The sequence below is a fragment of the Sodalis sp. RH19 genome, assembly GCF_047324215.1.
Lineage (GTDB): Bacteria > Pseudomonadota > Gammaproteobacteria > Enterobacterales > Enterobacteriaceae > Acerihabitans.
In genome coordinates, this window is the sequence record NZ_CP178734.1 from 4,362,173 (window position 1) to 4,378,578 (window position 16,406).

At 54.4% G+C, this 16,406-nt stretch carries 14 protein-coding genes, 1 rRNA gene and 1 riboswitch; of the genes, 3 read left to right on the forward strand and 12 right to left on the reverse strand.

Annotated elements, in window-relative coordinates:
- Positions 1-24 precede the first annotated feature (24 nt).
- From ACL2XF_RS19645 to btuB, 3 genes are all read right to left on the reverse strand, one after another.
- Positions 25-1,567, reverse strand: a 16S ribosomal RNA gene (locus ACL2XF_RS19645).
- 351 nt (positions 1,568-1,918) lie between these two features.
- Positions 1,919-2,797, reverse strand: a complete 879-nt coding sequence (gene murI / locus ACL2XF_RS19650; protein ID WP_410012679.1) for a glutamate racemase — start codon at positions 2,795-2,797, stop codon at positions 1,919-1,921.
- Positions 2,742-4,619, reverse strand: coding sequence for a TonB-dependent vitamin B12 receptor BtuB (gene btuB, locus ACL2XF_RS19655; protein ID WP_413721814.1), 1,878 nt, complete (start codon positions 4,617-4,619; stop codon positions 2,742-2,744). Before btuB ends, murI begins: the two co-directional genes overlap by 56 nt.
- Positions 4,620-4,688: 69 nt before the next feature.
- Positions 4,689-4,878, reverse strand: a riboswitch (cobalamin riboswitch).
- A gap of 132 nt (positions 4,879-5,010) precedes the next feature.
- On the opposite strand from btuB, the gene trmA reads away from it, so the two are divergent.
- Positions 5,011-6,120 (forward strand): tRNA (uridine(54)-C5)-methyltransferase TrmA, encoded by a 1,110-nt coding sequence (gene trmA / locus ACL2XF_RS19660; protein ID WP_410012681.1) that lies wholly within the window; start codon positions 5,011-5,013, stop codon positions 6,118-6,120.
- Between the two features lie 159 nt (positions 6,121-6,279).
- Here trmA and ACL2XF_RS19665 read toward each other — a convergent pair whose 3' ends face one another.
- From ACL2XF_RS19665 to fabR, 5 genes are all read right to left on the reverse strand, one after another.
- Positions 6,280-6,909 (reverse strand): hypothetical protein, encoded by a 630-nt coding sequence (locus ACL2XF_RS19665; RefSeq protein ID WP_413727395.1) that lies wholly within the window; start codon positions 6,907-6,909, stop codon positions 6,280-6,282.
- Between the two features lie 205 nt (positions 6,910-7,114).
- Complete coding sequence (locus ACL2XF_RS19670; protein ID WP_410012683.1) at positions 7,115-7,630, reverse strand: hypothetical protein; 516 nt, start codon at positions 7,628-7,630, stop codon at positions 7,115-7,117.
- 119 nt (positions 7,631-7,749) lie between these two features.
- Positions 7,750-8,268: a hypothetical protein gene (locus ACL2XF_RS19675; protein WP_413727396.1), complete on the reverse strand. Its 519-nt coding sequence runs from the start codon at positions 8,266-8,268 to the stop codon at positions 7,750-7,752.
- A 300-nt stretch (positions 8,269-8,568) separates the two neighbouring features.
- Positions 8,569-8,934 (reverse strand): YijD family membrane protein, encoded by a 366-nt coding sequence (locus tag ACL2XF_RS19680; RefSeq protein ID WP_410012685.1) that lies wholly within the window; start codon positions 8,932-8,934, stop codon positions 8,569-8,571.
- 5 nt (positions 8,935-8,939) lie between these two features.
- On the reverse strand, positions 8,940-9,584 hold the full coding sequence (fabR, locus tag ACL2XF_RS19685) for an HTH-type transcriptional repressor FabR (RefSeq protein WP_410012686.1): 645 nt from the start codon (positions 9,582-9,584) through the stop codon (positions 8,940-8,942).
- Between the two features lie 210 nt (positions 9,585-9,794).
- On the opposite strand from fabR, the gene sthA reads away from it, so the two are divergent.
- Complete coding sequence (sthA, locus tag ACL2XF_RS19690) at positions 9,795-11,195, forward strand: Si-specific NAD(P)(+) transhydrogenase (protein WP_410012687.1); 1,401 nt, start codon at positions 9,795-9,797, stop codon at positions 11,193-11,195.
- Here the strand turns inward: sthA and oxyR are convergent.
- A complete protein-coding gene (gene oxyR / locus ACL2XF_RS19695) occupies positions 11,178-12,095 on the reverse strand; it encodes a DNA-binding transcriptional regulator OxyR (protein ID WP_162367587.1) in 918 nt (305 codons plus the stop codon). The genes sthA and oxyR overlap by 18 nt on opposite strands.
- Before the next feature lie 149 nt (positions 12,096-12,244).
- Here oxyR and ACL2XF_RS19700 point away from each other — a divergent pair, with 149 nt between their 5' ends.
- A complete protein-coding gene (locus tag ACL2XF_RS19700) occupies positions 12,245-12,982 on the forward strand; it encodes a glutathione peroxidase (protein WP_410012688.1) in 738 nt (245 codons plus the stop codon).
- Between the two features lie 3 nt (positions 12,983-12,985).
- Here the strand turns inward: ACL2XF_RS19700 and argH are convergent, their stop codons facing one another.
- The 3 genes from argH to argC form a co-directional block, all read right to left on the reverse strand.
- On the reverse strand, positions 12,986-14,359 hold the full coding sequence (gene argH / locus ACL2XF_RS19705; protein WP_413721813.1) for an argininosuccinate lyase: 1,374 nt from the start codon (positions 14,357-14,359) through the stop codon (positions 12,986-12,988).
- Positions 14,360-14,536: 177 nt separating this feature from the next.
- On the reverse strand, positions 14,537-15,310 hold the full coding sequence (gene argB, locus ACL2XF_RS19710; protein WP_410012690.1) for an acetylglutamate kinase: 774 nt from the start codon (positions 15,308-15,310) through the stop codon (positions 14,537-14,539).
- Between the two features lie 26 nt (positions 15,311-15,336).
- Complete coding sequence (gene argC / locus ACL2XF_RS19715) at positions 15,337-16,341, reverse strand: N-acetyl-gamma-glutamyl-phosphate reductase (protein WP_413727397.1); 1,005 nt, start codon at positions 16,339-16,341, stop codon at positions 15,337-15,339.
- Positions 16,342-16,406: the final 65 nt, after the last annotated feature.

The following is a 16,406-nucleotide window of genomic DNA, read 5'->3' on the forward strand; positions in this document are numbered from 1 at the left end:
CTACACAATTAGTATCTATTTCGGTAAGGAGGTGATCCAACCGCAGGTTCCCCTACGGTTACCTTGTTACGACTTCACCCCAGTCATGAATCACAAAGTGGTAAGCGCCCTCCCGAAGGTTAAGCTACCTACTTCTTTTGCAACCCACTCCCATGGTGTGACGGGCGGTGTGTACAAGGCCCGGGAACGTATTCACCGTGGCATTCTGATCCACGATTACTAGCGATTCCGACTTCATGGAGTCGAGTTGCAGACTCCAATCCGGACTACGACGCACTTTGTGAGGTCCGCTTACTCTCGCGAGTTCGCTTCTCTTTGTATGCGCCATTGTAGCACGTGTGTAGCCCTACTCGTAAGGGCCATGATGACTTGACGTCATCCCCACCTTCCTCCGGTTTGTCACCGGCAGTCTCCTTTGAGTTCCCACCATTACGTGCTGGCAACAAAGGATAAGGGTTGCGCTCGTTGCGGGACTTAACCCAACATTTCACAACACGAGCTGACGACAGCCATGCAGCACCTGTCTCAGAGTTCCCGAAGGCACATTCGCATCTCTGCAAACTTCTCTGGATGTCAAGAGTAGGTAAGGTTCTTCGCGTTGCATCGAATTAAACCACATGCTCCACCGCTTGTGCGGGCCCCCGTCAATTCATTTGAGTTTTAACCTTGCGGCCGTACTCCCCAGGCGGTCGATTTAACGCGTTAGCTCCGAAAGCCACGGCTCAAGGCCACAACCTTCAAATCGACATCGTTTACAGCGTGGACTACCAGGGTATCTAATCCTGTTTGCTCCCCACGCTTTCGTACCTGAGCGTCAGTCTTCGTCCAGGGGGCCGCCTTCGCCACCGGTATTCCTCCAGATCTCTACGCATTTCACCGCTACACCTGGAATTCTACCCCCCTCTACGAGACTCTAGCCTGCCAGTTTCAAATGCAGTTCCCGGGTTAAGCCCGGGGATTTCACATCTGACTTAACAGACCGCCTGCGTACGCTTTACGCCCAGTAATTCCGATTAACGCTCGCACCCTCCGTATTACCGCGGCTGCTGGCACGGAGTTAGCCGGTGCTTCTTCTGCGGGTAACGTCAATCAACAAGGTTATTAACCTTATCGCCTTCCTCCCCGCTGAAAGTGCTTTACAACCCGAAGGCCTTCTTCACACACGCGGCATGGCTGCATCAGGCTTGCGCCCATTGTGCAATATTCCCCACTGCTGCCTCCCGTAGGAGTCTGGACCGTGTCTCAGTTCCAGTGTGGCTGGTCATCCTCTCAGACCAGCTAGGGATCGTCGCCTAGGTGAGCCATTACCTCACCTACTAGCTAATCCCATCTGGGTTCATCCGATGGCGTGAGGCCCGAAGGTCCCCCACTTTGGTCTTGCGACGTTATGCGGTATTAGCTACCGTTTCCAGTAGTTATCCCCCACCATCAGGCAGATCCCCAGACATTACTCACCCGTCCGCCGCTCGCCGGCAAAGTAGCAAGCTACTTCCCGCTGCCGCTCGACTTGCATGTGTTAGGCCTGCCGCCAGCGTTCAATCTGAGCCATGATCAAACTCTTCAATTAAAAGCTTGATGCTCAAAGATTGTCATACTGTTAATCTTATGAATTAACTGTTTGTTCACTCTTCAAGACTTGGTATTTTGTGTTTCGATACGGTCTTGTGAGTGCCCACACAGATTGTCTGATAAATTGTTAAAGAGCATGGCCAGCGTGCATCAATCTCACCTGGCGCGGGTTGCGTATATTACGTTTTCCCGCTGAAGAGTCAAGCTTTTATTTGCCCGAACCGGGCGCTTTTCCCTTCCCGACCCGGCATCGCGTTAGCGTTTGTTCCCGGTCAGTGGAGGCGCATTATAGGGACTTTCCCCAGCCTGACAAGTACTTATTTCACATATTGCGCCGACCGCTGAATTATCACACAACCGCAGGCTGCATCGGCAATTTTTCCAGCGAAACGAAGCCATAGCGCTGTAATACCGGTACCAGCTCCATGGCCTGCGGTGAAGCCACCAGGCAATAGGCCTGGTTCGCTTCCGTCGAATAAGCACCGTCTATTTCATGGGCGATAAGCCAGGCCGCGCGTTTGGCGATCGCTGAACCGGAATCCACCAGCCGGGTACCGTCCGGCAACACCGCTTTAAGCTCGTCGCCTAATAATGGAAAATGGGTACAACCAAGGACCACAGTGTCGGGCGGCTCGGGAAGCCGCAACCAGGGGCGCAGGATTTTCTGCAGCACCGGCAGGGCGATGGTTTCGCCATGAAGCTTGGCTTCAGCAAGCTCCACCAGCTCGGCGGATCCAAGCGTAATGATATGGCAATCCGCGGCGAATTTAGCGATCAGCTCATGGGTATAGCTACGGTGCACGGTGGCGCGGGTAGCCAACAGCCCGACGATACCATTACGGGTTAGCTTGGCGGCGGGTTTTATCGCCGGCACTACGCCGACAATAGGGCACTCAAACCGCTCGCGCAGGGCCGGCAGGGAAATGGTGCTGGCGGTATTGCAGGCGACAATCACCATATCAAGCACGTGCAGGCGCTGCACCGCCGCAACGATATTCACGACCCGCTGGACAATAAAGTCTTCCGGCTTTTCGCCATACGGAAAAGCCTCATTGTCGAATACGTAGATATAATGCGGGTCCGGCAACAGTTGCCGCACTTCATCATAGATAGATAAACCGCCCACGCCAGAGTCGAAAATCAGGATCGTGGGCCGTTTGATGTTGCTACCGTCAGAAGGAATAAGTTCCGGTGAGATAAAATTCTCGCTCTGCGGTCTGGTAGCCATAAGCCGTCTCATAGTCTTTGTCGAACAGATTGGCTATTCTACCACGAACCGTCAGATGGGGGGTTAGCGGATAAGAGGCGGCGATGTCCCACAAACTGACGCCGCCCATTCGCACCCGGTCATTCGTGTTGTAGTTGGTATCGTAACGCTCGCCGAGATAACGGTAGTTAAGCGACCAGTCGATATCGGCCACCTGCCAATCCAGCTGATATTTCACCTGCTGCTTGGCGCGTCGCGCCAGCACCTGATTGGTGGTGGCGTCGCGGGGATCGAGGTACTCCAGCGTCAGTTGATGCTGCAGCGGGCCGGTATAGACCGAGCCGGTCCATTCCACACCTTTGATCCGCGCCTTGCCGATATTCTTATAAGTGTCGTCGTTGGTGTCATAATCAATCAGGTTGTCGATATCGTTGCGGTATGCCGAGACGCGCCAGGTCAGCGGGCCGGTCAGCCCTTCCACCCCGCCCTCCCACTGCTTGCTCTCCTCGGGTTTTAAATCTTCGTTGCCGCCAAAACCACTGTAAAGCTGACTCAGGTTGGGTGCCTTGTAGGCGGTGCCGTAAGACCCGATAAGCCGGTAGCCCTCAATGAACTCCCAGGCGGCGCTGGTTTGCCACGTGCCGTGCCAGCCGAACTGCGAATTATCATCACCGCGCACCGCGCCCTCGAGGGTAACCGGCCCGACAAGCTGCGAAGCGGTGGCGTAGATACCGGTATTGCGTTGCTCATAGCCGTCGGTAAGGTAACCGGTGCCTGGTTCGGTGGTCTGCTTTTGCCAGTCCACCCCAGCGCCTGCCGTGCCATGGCCTGTCTGCAGGGTATTGCTCCACTGCGCATTATACTGTTTGGAATCGTCAAGGGTGGCGGAGGCGGAATAGGGTCCATATTGAGGATCGTAGTTATAATCCTGAGTATGGTTATAGCTAAAGGACAGCTGCGACGCGTAGATCCCGTCCTGGTAACGCATGCCGGTATCGTAAGTACGGCTGTAGAGTTTACGGGTATCGGGCAGCGCGTCAAAATGATCAGGGTCGGTATAGGCGTAGCTGCCGTCATAGCCGCTGCGGTTGTCGTAGCCATAGGCGCGGGCAAAACCGCTGAACTGCTGGTTAAAGATATGATCAAGCGAGGCAAACAACGTTTTGCTCATAAAACCATCGCGGTCGGGCTGCGCGGGATCGCCATAGGTATCCGGCAGGTTGGCGCGCACATCAAAACCATGGGTATAGGTATAGTTGCCCGCAACGGTGGCGGTGGTGTCCTCTCCAAGCTGTTGCTGGGTGGAGCCATCATAGGTTTGATAGCCATGGGACCCTATACCGGTGCTGAGGGTGGTGCCCGGCTGCTCGCGTGTGGTAATGATATTCACCACGCCGCCGATGGCGTCCGACCCATAGACCGCGGAACGCGGGCCGCGGATATATTCGATGCGCTGCACCAGGGACAGCGGAATCTGGCTAAGGTCGGAAGAACCTGAGATGCCGGCCTGGTTCAGCCTCACGCCGTCTATCAGCACCAGGGCATGGCTTGAATCGGTGCCGCGGATAAACAGTGAGCTTTGCTGCCCCAATCCGCCGGATTGGGCGATATCCACGCCCGGCAGACGGCTTAGCGCTTCGGCCACCGATTTGATCTGGCCGCGGTCGATATCGCTGCGGGTAACCACGCTGGTCGGTGCCAGTACGGTGGATATTGGCTGGGGAAAACGGTTGGCGGATACGACCATCATTTGCGCGGCCTGATCCTGGGCGCCGTCTTGCGCCCACCCGGAGAATGCCGTGACGCAGAGCGCCAGCAGCACGGTATTGTTAATCTTAGGCATTGCCATAGCATCCAAATGATAAAATAGGATGCCGCAGGTTCCATGTTTGATGGCTCGCGATAAACAGGGATATTGCGACAGAATACCGGCAGGTTTTCGGGCTTGGGATGCGTATAATACGCCAGGCGACGACTTCCCATCATAAAGACAGTGTCTGCTTGCGCGATCGCCCTGAAGTCCCCTTACCGCTGCGCGTCAGCTCCAGCTTTCCACTGGATTCCCTTTTAACTTACGAAAGACCGGACAATAATCCTACAATCAAAGAGATAAGCATGTCTATAGCACTAATAATCAAACTATTTATAAGCGCAACAACACTGGACATCACCGGTTTATCCCCTACAATCCCCCACAAAGTGGTACAAATAACGGATATTAGCGAGAGATCATCATGACCGACGAGACGTTACCCATTAGCGCGTATGAAACCCAACTGGCGGAAAAAGCCGCTCGACTGAACGCGATGATGGCGGCGTTTCAGGCGCCCGAGGCGGAAATATTCCGCTCGCAGCCCGAACATTACCGGATGCGTGCTGAATTCCGGGTCTGGCATGATGAGCAGGATTTGTATCATATAATGTTTGATCAGCAGACCAAGGACCGGATCCGCATCGATCACTTCGCCGCCGGCGGCGAACTGATGAACCGATTGATGGTCGCCATGATGGACGCATTGCGGCCATCGCCGATCCTGCGGCGCAAGCTGTTCCAGCTTGATTACCTGACGACCCTGAGCGGTGAAGCGGTGATTACCCTTATCTATCATCGTCCGTTAGACGACGAATGGCGCGAGCATGCGGGCGCGCTGCGCGATCATCTGAGGACGCAGGGTTTTGCGGTCAACCTGATTGGCCGCGCCACCAAAACCAAAATTTGCCTGGACCGTGATTATGTCGATGAGCGCTTGCCGGTGGCGGGACGGGAAATCATTTACCGTCAAATCGAAAATAGCTTTACCCAACCCAACGCCGCCGTGAATATCCAGATGCTTGAGTGGGCGCTCTCGGCCACTGAACCGGCACAAGGGGATCTGCTGGAGCTGTATTGCGGCAACGGCAATTTTTCCCTGGCGCTGGCGGGTAATTTTAACCGGGTGCTGGCCACGGAAATAGCCAAGCCTTCGGTGGAAGCGGCACAGTTTAATATCGCCGCCAATCGAATGACCAACGTGCAGATTATCCGCATGTCGGCTGAGGAGTTTACCCAAGCCATGCAAGGGGTGCGGGAGTTTACCCGCCTGAAGGACATCGACCTGGCAAGCTACCGCTGCGAAACCATATTTGTCGACCCGCCGCGCAGCGGGTTGGATGATGCCACCGTCAGGCTGGTGCAGGGGTATCCGCGCATCCTGTATATCTCATGTAACCCGGAATCGTTGTGCGGTAATTTGACAACGTTGGCGGAAACCCACCGTATCGAACGATTGGCGCTGTTTGATCAATTTCCTTATACCCGCCATATGGAATGCGGAGTGCTGTTAACCGCCAAAACGCAGCCATAGATCAATGGCACCTAAAATGAGGCTCTTACGCATGCTTCGTGCCCGCCTAGAACCGCTGATCCCCCTTAAAGGATGTTTATTTGTCACTGTCATAGTCAATGCTGGTGACATTTCAGCTTGACCGACCGCCCCCGGGGTGCGGACAGCAAAGGCGCTGAACTAGCAATCGAAGCCTAAAGCGGTATCGTTTATTTTCATGAGACCGAGATAAAATAACGCACCCATAAAAAAACTGACCATGGACATCTTTAACATGCCAGGCTTATGATTAAACTGGTTATGGGCGGCTTGATAAACATAATCTATTACAAAGGCTGCAGCGCCGGCCATAAGTCCGGTCATGAAACAATTCACCAGCGTATTTTCAAATAGCTCGTGGCGCCACTGTTCTGTATCGCATCTCGTGCGGATTTCACTGCATATCTCCTTCAACTCTGCGCAAGACTTTTCCATCGCTAACGTTTTATCAATGTTAATCCTGCAATCTTGCAGCGGTTTCCAGCACCCTTCCAACTCAAGCTGGAAGTAGCATCGGTCGGCCCTTGCGGCTTTCAGGCTACCTAACAAATCATAAATTAACTTATTTGTTAATGATACGGTAAGCGGGATGGAAATCACCGATAAAGGATTAGAGCAACAAAACGCCGTGGCGGAATTGCAGGCACGTGCCAATTTCGTCATCAACTTAAAAAATTTGCTTGTCGTATTATTGTGATATTTATCGGCATGAGACACTTGGCTGTCCATCCCGGCATTATTCTTTTCTCGATTATTAATTTCAGGGTTCATATAATGATTCCTCGGCAAAGGGATTAAATGGCATAACGATGTAAAAAGACGAAAGCGCTGATAGACTATTTTCACAAATAAAGGTTAAACTCCCCGAAGCCGGTAATATCCCTAACAACCGCCCGGGTCGGTGCCTGCAAGCGGCAAAATTGATTCCGAAGTTAGCCGGTTCGCTTACAGTAACCGCCTGACCAGATTAACTATCCTATTGGGTAATATTGTCCAGTTCAATGTCGATAAAGTTTGTATAAGCCACACCGGCTAAAGCGCCTACGATAAAACCAATTCCTACGGTATAAAAAACACTATCACGATGACGCAGCGGATCCGCACCACAAAATGATTTGCATGATTCTAGCGCACAGCCTGCGGCGAATCCCGCAGCGCCGCCGCCCAACATGCCGATGCTCAAACCCAGGCCCATGATTTTGCCTTTCCATTCCCTGACGTCCAGATGGGTAACGGGGGGCGGCTTGCTGATATTTTGGATTGAAACAGCGATAAGCCGTTGGGCGCCAAAGACGATACCTATTGCCGACGCGGCAGACAAAGTGACTACAGACAGGGTCTTGATAAAGGGTAAGGCGCTGTTGGCCGCGCCGCTAAATGATCTGGCAAAACGCGTAACGCCCTGACCGAAACCATTATCCCCCTGGCTAATCTCCTCTAAAGGGCAATGGGTTGTTGTGGTCGGCATTGTTGGGTCTGAGACAGGCATCATTAACTCCTATCAATACTAACTAATTTTCTATTACATAAAATCGATCCGAAGATAAACTGAAGGCTGATATTTCTACCTATCATCATAAGAATACCCCCCGCCATAGGCCTTTTTAAGAATCACAGATAATTAAGCGCACTTGAAAAGTGAGGGTACCATAACAAGCCTAGAGAGAAATAGAATAAGGCGACTATACAGTACATAGCTAATGGAACTCTAGCAATACGATTAAAATTAAATAACTTATTAATTAACGAGTTTATATTACCGAGCGTAAACCCAGCGACAAAACAAGCCGCCATGATACCCATACATAGCTTATAGTTGAAAATATTATACTGCGGATCATATATCTGCAAGCTGGTAGAACCCATAGGGGGTGCTTCATTTCGGTTGGTCACAATAGAAATTCCTCGGAAATAGCTATTTGCCGACAGCGCCGTGGACAGGGCAACCCCTGCTTTATAGCAAATTTTAGGTAGCGTCATTACAGCATTGTTGACCTGGACTAATGGCTGGGAAAACAGGGGGCGCGCAGAAAACTCATCGTCAGTCTCATCATCCGATGAAATATAAAAAAAATTGTCATGTATTATTGTATTACTAATATTTATGTTGGAGAAATTAGAATTACACATAATTAACACCCTATTTTACTTGAAGTAAAACTTCATTTGCTTATATTTTACAAGGCTAACCGCAGGAAAAAAACTTTACTATAAATACATAAAAAACAACAGGAGAGAATATCTTAATGAAAATTTTTGTATAGCATTCAAAAAAATTAACAATTATACTTTTCTCTTTGATAAATTAGCAACCTTTGAGCATAGCGGAGTTCATTTTGTAAAACGACGGATTATACGTCATTTAAAAATAGCTGATGCGGTCTTCGCGTTCAGTATTGGCTATTGTTTAATAATCCAGGCTCAAGAAATTTATGAATCCCGTTGGATTTTGTCTAGCCGTTTCAATTTGCGCCCAATCCAGAATACCAGGACCACCATCAGGATGGCTGGAATAAAATTTGAGCCGATAACCGGGTATTCCACCCGGATAATAGCACTGTACATCAACAGGCCCAGCAGGAAGCTTACCGCCGCCAGGGAAGGATAACCCTCCGGCATGGCGCAGTCGCGATAATGATGGTGCAGGCAGTATACCGACAGCACCAGCGAAATCAGCGGGAAGATGGAAAAAGGCACAATAGTGCTGAACAGGGCCGCGAAGGAACCGTTAATGGATAAACCGGCAATCAGCGCCAATAGGAGCGTGCCTTTTTCACCCAGGGGTCGTGTCGTCATATTATCTACCTGCTTGCGTCAAAAGAGAGGGCGGTCGACTTTTCCTGTTCCCGGCGATACCAGTAAAACGCGCCCTTCGAAATCATGCGCAACTGAAGGACCAGCCTCTCTTCCAGCAGCCTGCGCTGATTGACGTCCACGTCCAGCGCTTCCGCGCCGGCGTTAAAGACAATGATAACCATGGCCTCGGCCTGGGCTTCGGTGAAGCTGCGCGGCATATGGTTTTCCAGCTCGAGGTAATCGGCCAACTCCGCGATAAAATGCTGTATTTCCCGGGCGACGGCGGCGCGAAACGCCGCCGAAGTGCCGGATCGCTCGCGTAGCAACAGGCGAAAGGCGTTAGGGTTATTGCCGATAAACTCCATAAACGTGGCCACCGACGTACGGATAACGCTGCCGCCTTTAGCGATACGCTGGCGCGCCTGGCGCATCAGTTGGCGCAGCATCAGGCCGCTTTCGTCCACCATGGTCAGGCCCAGTTCATCGACATCGCGAAAGTGGCGATAGAACGAGGTGGGCGCAATGCCGGCTTCACGGGCTACTTCGCGCAGGCTCAGGCTGGCAAAACTACGCTCGGCGCTTAACTGGCTAAAGGCCGCTTCGACAAGGGAACGACGGGTCCGCTCTTTTTGTTGCGCTCTGACGCCCATAGTCCTGACCTGCCCCACATTACCGGTAAAAATGCCACTATATCAAAATTTGTTGCAACAGCGTTGATACAAACTGCGAATTTTGACGTAATGTTGTTCGCCGTAGGCGCCGGTGCCATAGACCAAGAAAAAAGGCCGTGAAGATTGGGATCTCCCGTCTACAATGTTACATTGACGTTGTGATTTTGTATAAATATAGGCTAAGCCGGTATGCAACCACAGTACGATTACGATGCCATTATCATTGGTTCAGGCCCGGGTGGGGAAGGCGCCGCCATGGGCCTGACGAAACAGGGCGCCCGCGTCGCGGTTATCGAACGCTATAACAGCGTCGGCGGCGGCTGTACCCATTGGGGGACCATTCCCTCCAAGGCGCTGCGCCAGGCGGTTAGCCGGATTATCGAATTTAACCAGAATCCGCTGTATAACGGTAGTCAACATCTGCCGCGCGCCAGCTTCGCCGATATCCTGCATCACGCCGATAGCGTGATAAAACAGCAGATCCGGATGCGCCAGGGATTTTATGAACGTAATCAGTGCCGGATTATTACCGGCGACGCGACTTTTGTCGATGCCCATACCGTCAAGGTCCAGTATCCGGATAATACCGCCGAGCATTTCAGCGCGGCGCATATCGTTATCGCCTGTGGTTCCCGTCCGTATCACCCCAACGATGTCGATTTCACCCATCCGCGCATTTATGACAGCGATTCCATCCTGGATTTAAAGCACGATCCGCAGCATGTGATTATTTATGGCGCCGGCGTGATCGGCTGTGAATATGCATCAATCTTTCGCGGCATGAACGTCAAGGTGGATCTGATCAATACGCGCGACAGGCTGTTGGCCTTTCTCGACCAGGAAATGTCGGACGCGCTGTCATACCATTTTTGGGAAAACGGCGTGGTTATCCGCCATAACGAAGAATATGAAAAAATCGAAGGCACCGAGAATGGCGTGGAAGTCCACTTCCGTTCCGGCAAAAGGATGCGCGCGGACTGCCTGCTGTATGCCAATGGGCGCACCGGCAATACCGATTCGCTGTCCCTTGGCAACGTGGGACTGGAGGCGGACAGCCGGGGGCTGATTAAAGTCAACAGCATGTACCAGACCGCCCTGACGCATATTTACGCCGTCGGCGATGTTATCGGCTACCCAAGCCTTGCCTCGGCCGCTTATGACCAGGGGCGAATCGCCGCACAGGTGATCATCAAGGGCCAGGCCAATGTGCAGCTGATTGAAAATATACCCACCGGTATCTATACCATTCCCGAAATCAGCTCGGTGGGTAAAACCGAACAGGAATTAACGCTGCTGAAGGTGCCGTACGAAGTGGGACGGGCGCAGTTCAAGCATCTGGCGCGCGCGCAGATTGTCGGCATGAATGTCGGCAGCCTGAAAATCCTTTTTCACCGTGATACCCGGCAGATACTCGGCATCCACTGCTTTGGCGAGCGCGCCGCGGAGATCATCCATATCGGCCAGGCCATCATGGAGCAAAAAGGCGAAGGCAATACTATCGATTATTTCGTTAATACCACCTTCAACTATCCCACCATGGCGGAAGCCTTCCGTGTGGCGGCGCTGAACGGCTTAAACCGCCTCTTTTAAGTCGGTACCCATATAGGCCTGCATATGGGTGCGTATCGACTCGGCCAACTGCTCATAGCGGGCGCGCAGCGGTGAGCCGGGCCGGTAGACCAACGCCACGGTGCGTTTCGGCTCGGGTTTATAGCATTTCATATAACAGACGCCGTCACGCTTACGCTCATTAGGCACCGCCAATGCGGGCAGCAAGGTAATGCCGCTGCCGGCCGCCACCATGTTGCGCAGGGTTTCCAGGCTGGTGGCGCGAAAATGCGTATCCTCGTCGGCGCCGGCCTGGAAGCAGAAGCCCAGCGCCTGATCGCGCAGGCAATGGCCGTCTTCCAGCATCAACAGTTTCTCCCCCGATAAATCCGACATCGGCACACGTTCACGGTCCGCCCAGGGATGATCGGCATAAACAGCCAGTTGCATTGGTTCATCGAATAACGGGATTTCGATAAAAGCTTCGCTCTCTTTTACCAAGGCCAGGATGGCGCAATCGAGTTTGCCGCTGTCCAGTTGCAGCAGCAGTTGACTGGTTTGGGCCTCGTGCAGGTACATTTCCAGCTTTGGGTAGGTCTCATGCAGGGTGGGGATAATATGCGGCAGTAAATAGGGGCCGACGGTAGGGATCAGGCCGATATGCAATGGGCCGGACATGGACTCCCCCTGCTGGCTGGCCATCTCGCGCAGTATTTTCACTTCGCGCAGGACCGTGCGGGCCTGATCCACCAGCAGCAGCCCGGCCTGGGTGAACAGGACCTTACGGCTGGTGCGCTCCAGCAGCATCACGCCCAGTTCGTCTTCCAGCTTACGAATCTGGCCGCTCAGGGTGGGCTGGCTGACATGACTGGCATCGGCCGCCCGTCGGAAATGACGGTGCTCGGCCAGGGCCACCAAATACTCAAGATCGCGAATATTCATTAACATCCTCCGTGCCGCGATAGTTCGCGTCGATAGATAGGATAGCAATCAACGATTATCCCTATCAATAGTTAATCTTAATAATAATTCCCGCGCAGTATGACAAGCTGTTAAAGTCACTTTTTTCTTTTCTGTTAAGAGGTTCTTCAATGTTTAGTAGTCATGAAGGCAAGAAAGTCCCATCGGTTACTTTCCACACCCGTAAGGATGACAACTGGGTCGATATCTCTTCCGACGAACTGTTCAAGCATAAAACGGTTATCGTATTTTCACTGCCGGGCGCCTTTACGCCTACCTGCTCCTCCAGCCATTTACCGCGCTACAATGAGCTGGCCGGGTTATTCCACAAGCACGGCGTGGACAGCATCGTCTGTATTTCGGTTAACGATACGTTTGTCATGAACGCCTGGCAAGCCGACCAAAACGCCGAACATATTACCTTTATCCCCGACGGCAACGGTGAATTTACCCAAGGCATGGGCATGCTGGTGGAAAAAGCCGAGCTGGGATTCGGCCCGCGCTCATGGCGTTATTCGATGCTGGTACGCGACGGCGTGGTGGAAAAAATGTTTGTTGAACCGAACAAACCGGGCGACCCGTTCGAAGTTTCCGACGCCGATACCATGCTGTGTTACCTGGCGCCGGAATGCAAAGTCCAGGAATCCGTTTCGCTGTTTACCAAACCAGGCTGTCCGTTCTGCGCCAAAGCCAAGCAGATGCTGCGCGACAACGGAATCCAGTATGAAGAAATCTCATTGGGTAAAGACGCCACCACCGTCAGTCTGCGCGCGGTAACCGGCCGTTCCACCGTGCCGCAGGTGTTTATCGGCGGGCGCCATATCGGCGGCAGCGAAGAGCTGGAAGCGTTTTTACTGCAACCGGCCTGACAGCTACGCCAAACGGTTTTTCGCCTCGGCAATGGCGGCCGCCACCTGCTGCGGCGACACGCCGCCTTTTGCCGAGCGTTTGTCCAGGCACGATTGCAGCGACAGGGCCGGATAAACATCCTCGCCAATAACCGGGCTGAACGCCTGCAATTCAGCCAGCTCCAGCGCTTCCAGGGCTTTGCCCTGGCCGATGGCCTCGACTACCGCCTCGCCGACGATATGATGCGCCTCGCGAAACGGGATGCCCTTGGCGACCAGGTAATCGGCCAGTTCGGTGGCATTGGCATAGCCCTGCTGCGCCGCCTCGCGGCAACGCGCACGCTTCACCTGTAGCCCTTCCAGCACCAGCGCGGCCATATGCAGGCAATCCAGCCAGGTATCCAGCGCGTCGAACAGGCCCTCCTTGTCTTCCTGCATATCCTTGTTATACGCCAGCGGCAGCCCTTTCAGGGTCACCATCATGCCGGTAAGCGCCCCCTGGACCCGGCCGCACTTGCCGCGGATAAGCTCCAGCGCATCGGGATTTTTCTTTTGCGGCATCAGGGACGAGCCGGAAGTGACCCGATCGGACAATTCGATAAACGCCGCCTCGCCGCTGTTGAACAGAATCAGGTCTTCGGCAAAACGCGAGAGATGGACCATGCTGATGGCGGCATTGGACAGCAACTCCAGCACATGGTCACGATCGGACACGCTATCGAGGCTATTGCGCGTTGCCGTGGCAAAACCCAGCCAGCCGGCCAACTGGTCGCGATCGATGGCGTAAGCGGTGCCGGCCAGCGCCCCGGAACCCAGCGGGCTGACGTCAAGACGTTTTAGGGTGTCCCGCAGGCGGCTTTCATCGCGCGCCAGCATTTCGCCATAGGCCAGGCACCAATGGGCAAAGGTGACCGGCTGGGCGCGCTGCAAATGCGTATAACCAGGCATCACCGCGTCCTGGTTGACCTCGGCGGTGGCGACCAGCGCGGTTTGCAACTGGCGCACGGCGGCCAGCAGCTCGGACAGTTGCATCTTGCACCACAGCTTCAGATCGGTGGCCACCTGATCGTTGCGGCTGCGGCCGGTATGCAGTTTTTTGCCCAGGTCGCCGACTTTTTCAATCAGGCGCTGCTCCACCCAGCTATGAATATCCTCGGCGTCGCTGGCAAGGATGGACTCGGGCGCGGCACTCACTTCCTCCAGAAGAAAAGACAGGGCTTCCTCCAGGCGCAGCTGTTCCTCCGCCGTCAGCACACCGACGGTAACCAGCGCTTTCGACCAGGCCACCGAGCCGATAATATCCTGCTCCGCCAGCCGGTAATCAAAGCGCAGCGAGTCGTTAAATGATTTAAACCGCTGATCCGCCGCCTGGCTGAACCGTCCGCCCCAAAGTGCCATAACCGTGCTCCATTATTTTTTTTGCCGGCGCGCTCGCCGCCGCGCGCCCATGCCGAATGATGAGGGGACGCCGGAAACGGCGCTCCCATGGAAATGCTGCTGAACCTGCGCCAGGCCCACCGGATAGCCATGCGGCCGCGCATGTTATCTTACCCAGCCGGTATCCCGCCGGCAACGTCAGGCCAGGATGCGCGTGCCGATGGACTCGCCGTTAAACAACGCCGGCAGTTGTTCCGCATGCCGCCAGCCGGCGATGTCCACCGGACGGCCCAGCGTGCGGGCCGCATCCAGCGCCGCGTTGACTTTTACAATCATGCCGTCGGTAATGATCCCCTGCGCTATCAGCTGCTCCGCTTTATGGGCGGTCATTTCGGCAATGCGCTGGCCTTTGCCGTCGAGAATGCCGCTGACATCGGACAATAAGATCAGATCGGCCCCCAGGGTGGCGGCCAGCGCGGTGGCGGCCTGGTCCGCATTGACGTTCATCAGCCGGCCGTCGGCGGTAATGCCGATAGAGCTGATAACCGGCAGGTAACCGGCGCCAAGCAAGGTATTTAACAACGCCGGCGAACCCGGCTGCGCCTTGCCGACATGGCCGAGTTTCTCATCAAGCGTTGTAACATCGACGCTATTGCCGTCGCCCAGGCATAACCCGACCGCCGGGATGGCATGTTTTTTTGACCAGGCCAGCAGGGTCTTATTGGCCGTGCCGGCCAGCGCGCCGGTGATGATATCAATCTGATCCGCCGGCGTAACCCGCAGGCCGTTGACCTTGGTCACCGGCAGCGCCAGTTTTTTCATCAGCTCGTCCACCAGGCAACCGCCGCCATGAACAATCAGCAACGGGCGTTGATGCTGCGCGCGATAGCTGTCCAGCGCCGAAAATAAACGCTCCAGCGCCTCTTCGCTATCGAGTAACACGCCACCCAGTTTTATAATTAACGGATTCATTATTTTTATTACCTCGTCGCCAGCCGTTACAGCAGCGCCTGCGTTTGTGCAAAACCAAAGCGGATATTAGCGCATTGTACTGCCTGCGCGGCCGCTCCTTTTAATAAATTATCTTCGGTGGCCACCACGATTAAATGCTCGCCCTGCACCGCGAAGCCAATATCGCAAAACGGCAGTCCCACTACCGCCTTCAGCGCCGGCACGCCTTTCTCATACAACCGTACCAGGGGTTTATCGTGATAGGCGTTATGATAGGATTCGGCCACATCGCCCGCCGTCACGCCCGCGTTTAAGCGGCAGGTGATGGTGGCCAGGATACCGCGGGCAAAATTGCCTAAATGGGGGGTAAATATCACCGGGATGCCAAGATGGGCGGCGATTTCCGGCTGGTGGCGATGGGTAAATATGCCGTAGGGTTGCAGACTGACCTCGCAGACGCTGGCGGCAAGCGACGCTTTCCGGCCAGCGCCGCTGACGCCGCTGACGGCGTTGATCACCGGCCACTGGGCGTCGTTAAGCAGACCGCCGTCGACCAGCGGCTTGAGCGCCAGCTGGGACGCGGTGGGATAGCAGCCCGGCACGGCAATCAGTTGCGCCTGCTGCAACGCCTCGCCCTGCCATTCCGCCAGGCCGTAGACCGCCTTCGCCAGCCAGTCGGCATGCTGGTGTTCAAAACCATAATACTGGCTGTAGAACGATGCCTGATTGACGCGGAACGCGCCGGAGAGGTCGAACACCACGCAGCCGGCGGCCAGGAATACCGGCGCCAGATCGTGGCTGACCTCATGGGCGGTGGCGAGAAACACCACATCCACCGTTTTCGCCAGTTCAGCGGCGTCGGTCAGGGGCAGCAGCGGTAAATCGACCACGCCCTTAAGCTGGGGATGCAGTTCGGACAGTAATTTCCCGGCATCCGCACTTTGCGCTGAAACCGCCAAAGCGGTTATGTTCATATGCGGGTGACGGTTGAGATAGGCCGCAAGCTCAGCTCCGGCGTATCCGCTGGCACCAACAATCAGCGTATTCAGCATGACTTTTGTTCACCTTCTTGATTTGCTATTACGACGAGAAGGGATCTCCAGCAACTCTTTGTCGC

Coding starts and splice junctions, on each gene's coding strand:
- murI (WP_410012679.1), bottom strand. CDS start 2,797: ATGGCTACCAGACCGCAGAGCGAGAATTTTATCTCACCGGAACTTATT.
- trmA (WP_410012681.1), top strand. CDS start 5,011: ATGACCGACGAGACGTTACCCATTAGCGCGTATGAAACCCAACTGGCG.
- ACL2XF_RS19665 (WP_413727395.1), bottom strand. CDS start 6,909: ATGAACCCTGAAATTAATAATCGAGAAAAGAATAATGCCGGGATGGAC.
- ACL2XF_RS19680 (WP_410012685.1), bottom strand. CDS start 8,934: ATGACGACACGACCCCTGGGTGAAAAAGGCACGCTCCTATTGGCGCTG.
- fabR (WP_410012686.1), bottom strand. CDS start 9,584: ATGGGCGTCAGAGCGCAACAAAAAGAGCGGACCCGTCGTTCCCTTGTC.
- oxyR (WP_162367587.1), bottom strand. CDS start 12,095: ATGAATATTCGCGATCTTGAGTATTTGGTGGCCCTGGCCGAGCACCGT.
- argC (WP_413727397.1), bottom strand. CDS start 16,341: ATGCTGAATACGCTGATTGTTGGTGCCAGCGGATACGCCGGAGCTGAG.
- ACL2XF_RS19700 (WP_410012688.1), top strand. CDS start 12,245: ATGTTTAGTAGTCATGAAGGCAAGAAAGTCCCATCGGTTACTTTCCAC.
- btuB (WP_413721814.1), bottom strand. CDS start 4,619: ATGCCTAAGATTAACAATACCGTGCTGCTGGCGCTCTGCGTCACGGCA.
- ACL2XF_RS19675 (WP_413727396.1), bottom strand. CDS start 8,268: ATGTGTAATTCTAATTTCTCCAACATAAATATTAGTAATACAATAATA.
- ACL2XF_RS19670 (WP_410012683.1), bottom strand. CDS start 7,630: ATGATGCCTGTCTCAGACCCAACAATGCCGACCACAACAACCCATTGC.
- argB (WP_410012690.1), bottom strand. CDS start 15,310: ATGAATCCGTTAATTATAAAACTGGGTGGCGTGTTACTCGATAGCGAA.
- sthA (WP_410012687.1), top strand. CDS start 9,795: ATGCAACCACAGTACGATTACGATGCCATTATCATTGGTTCAGGCCCG.
- argH (WP_413721813.1), bottom strand. CDS start 14,359: ATGGCACTTTGGGGCGGACGGTTCAGCCAGGCGGCGGATCAGCGGTTT.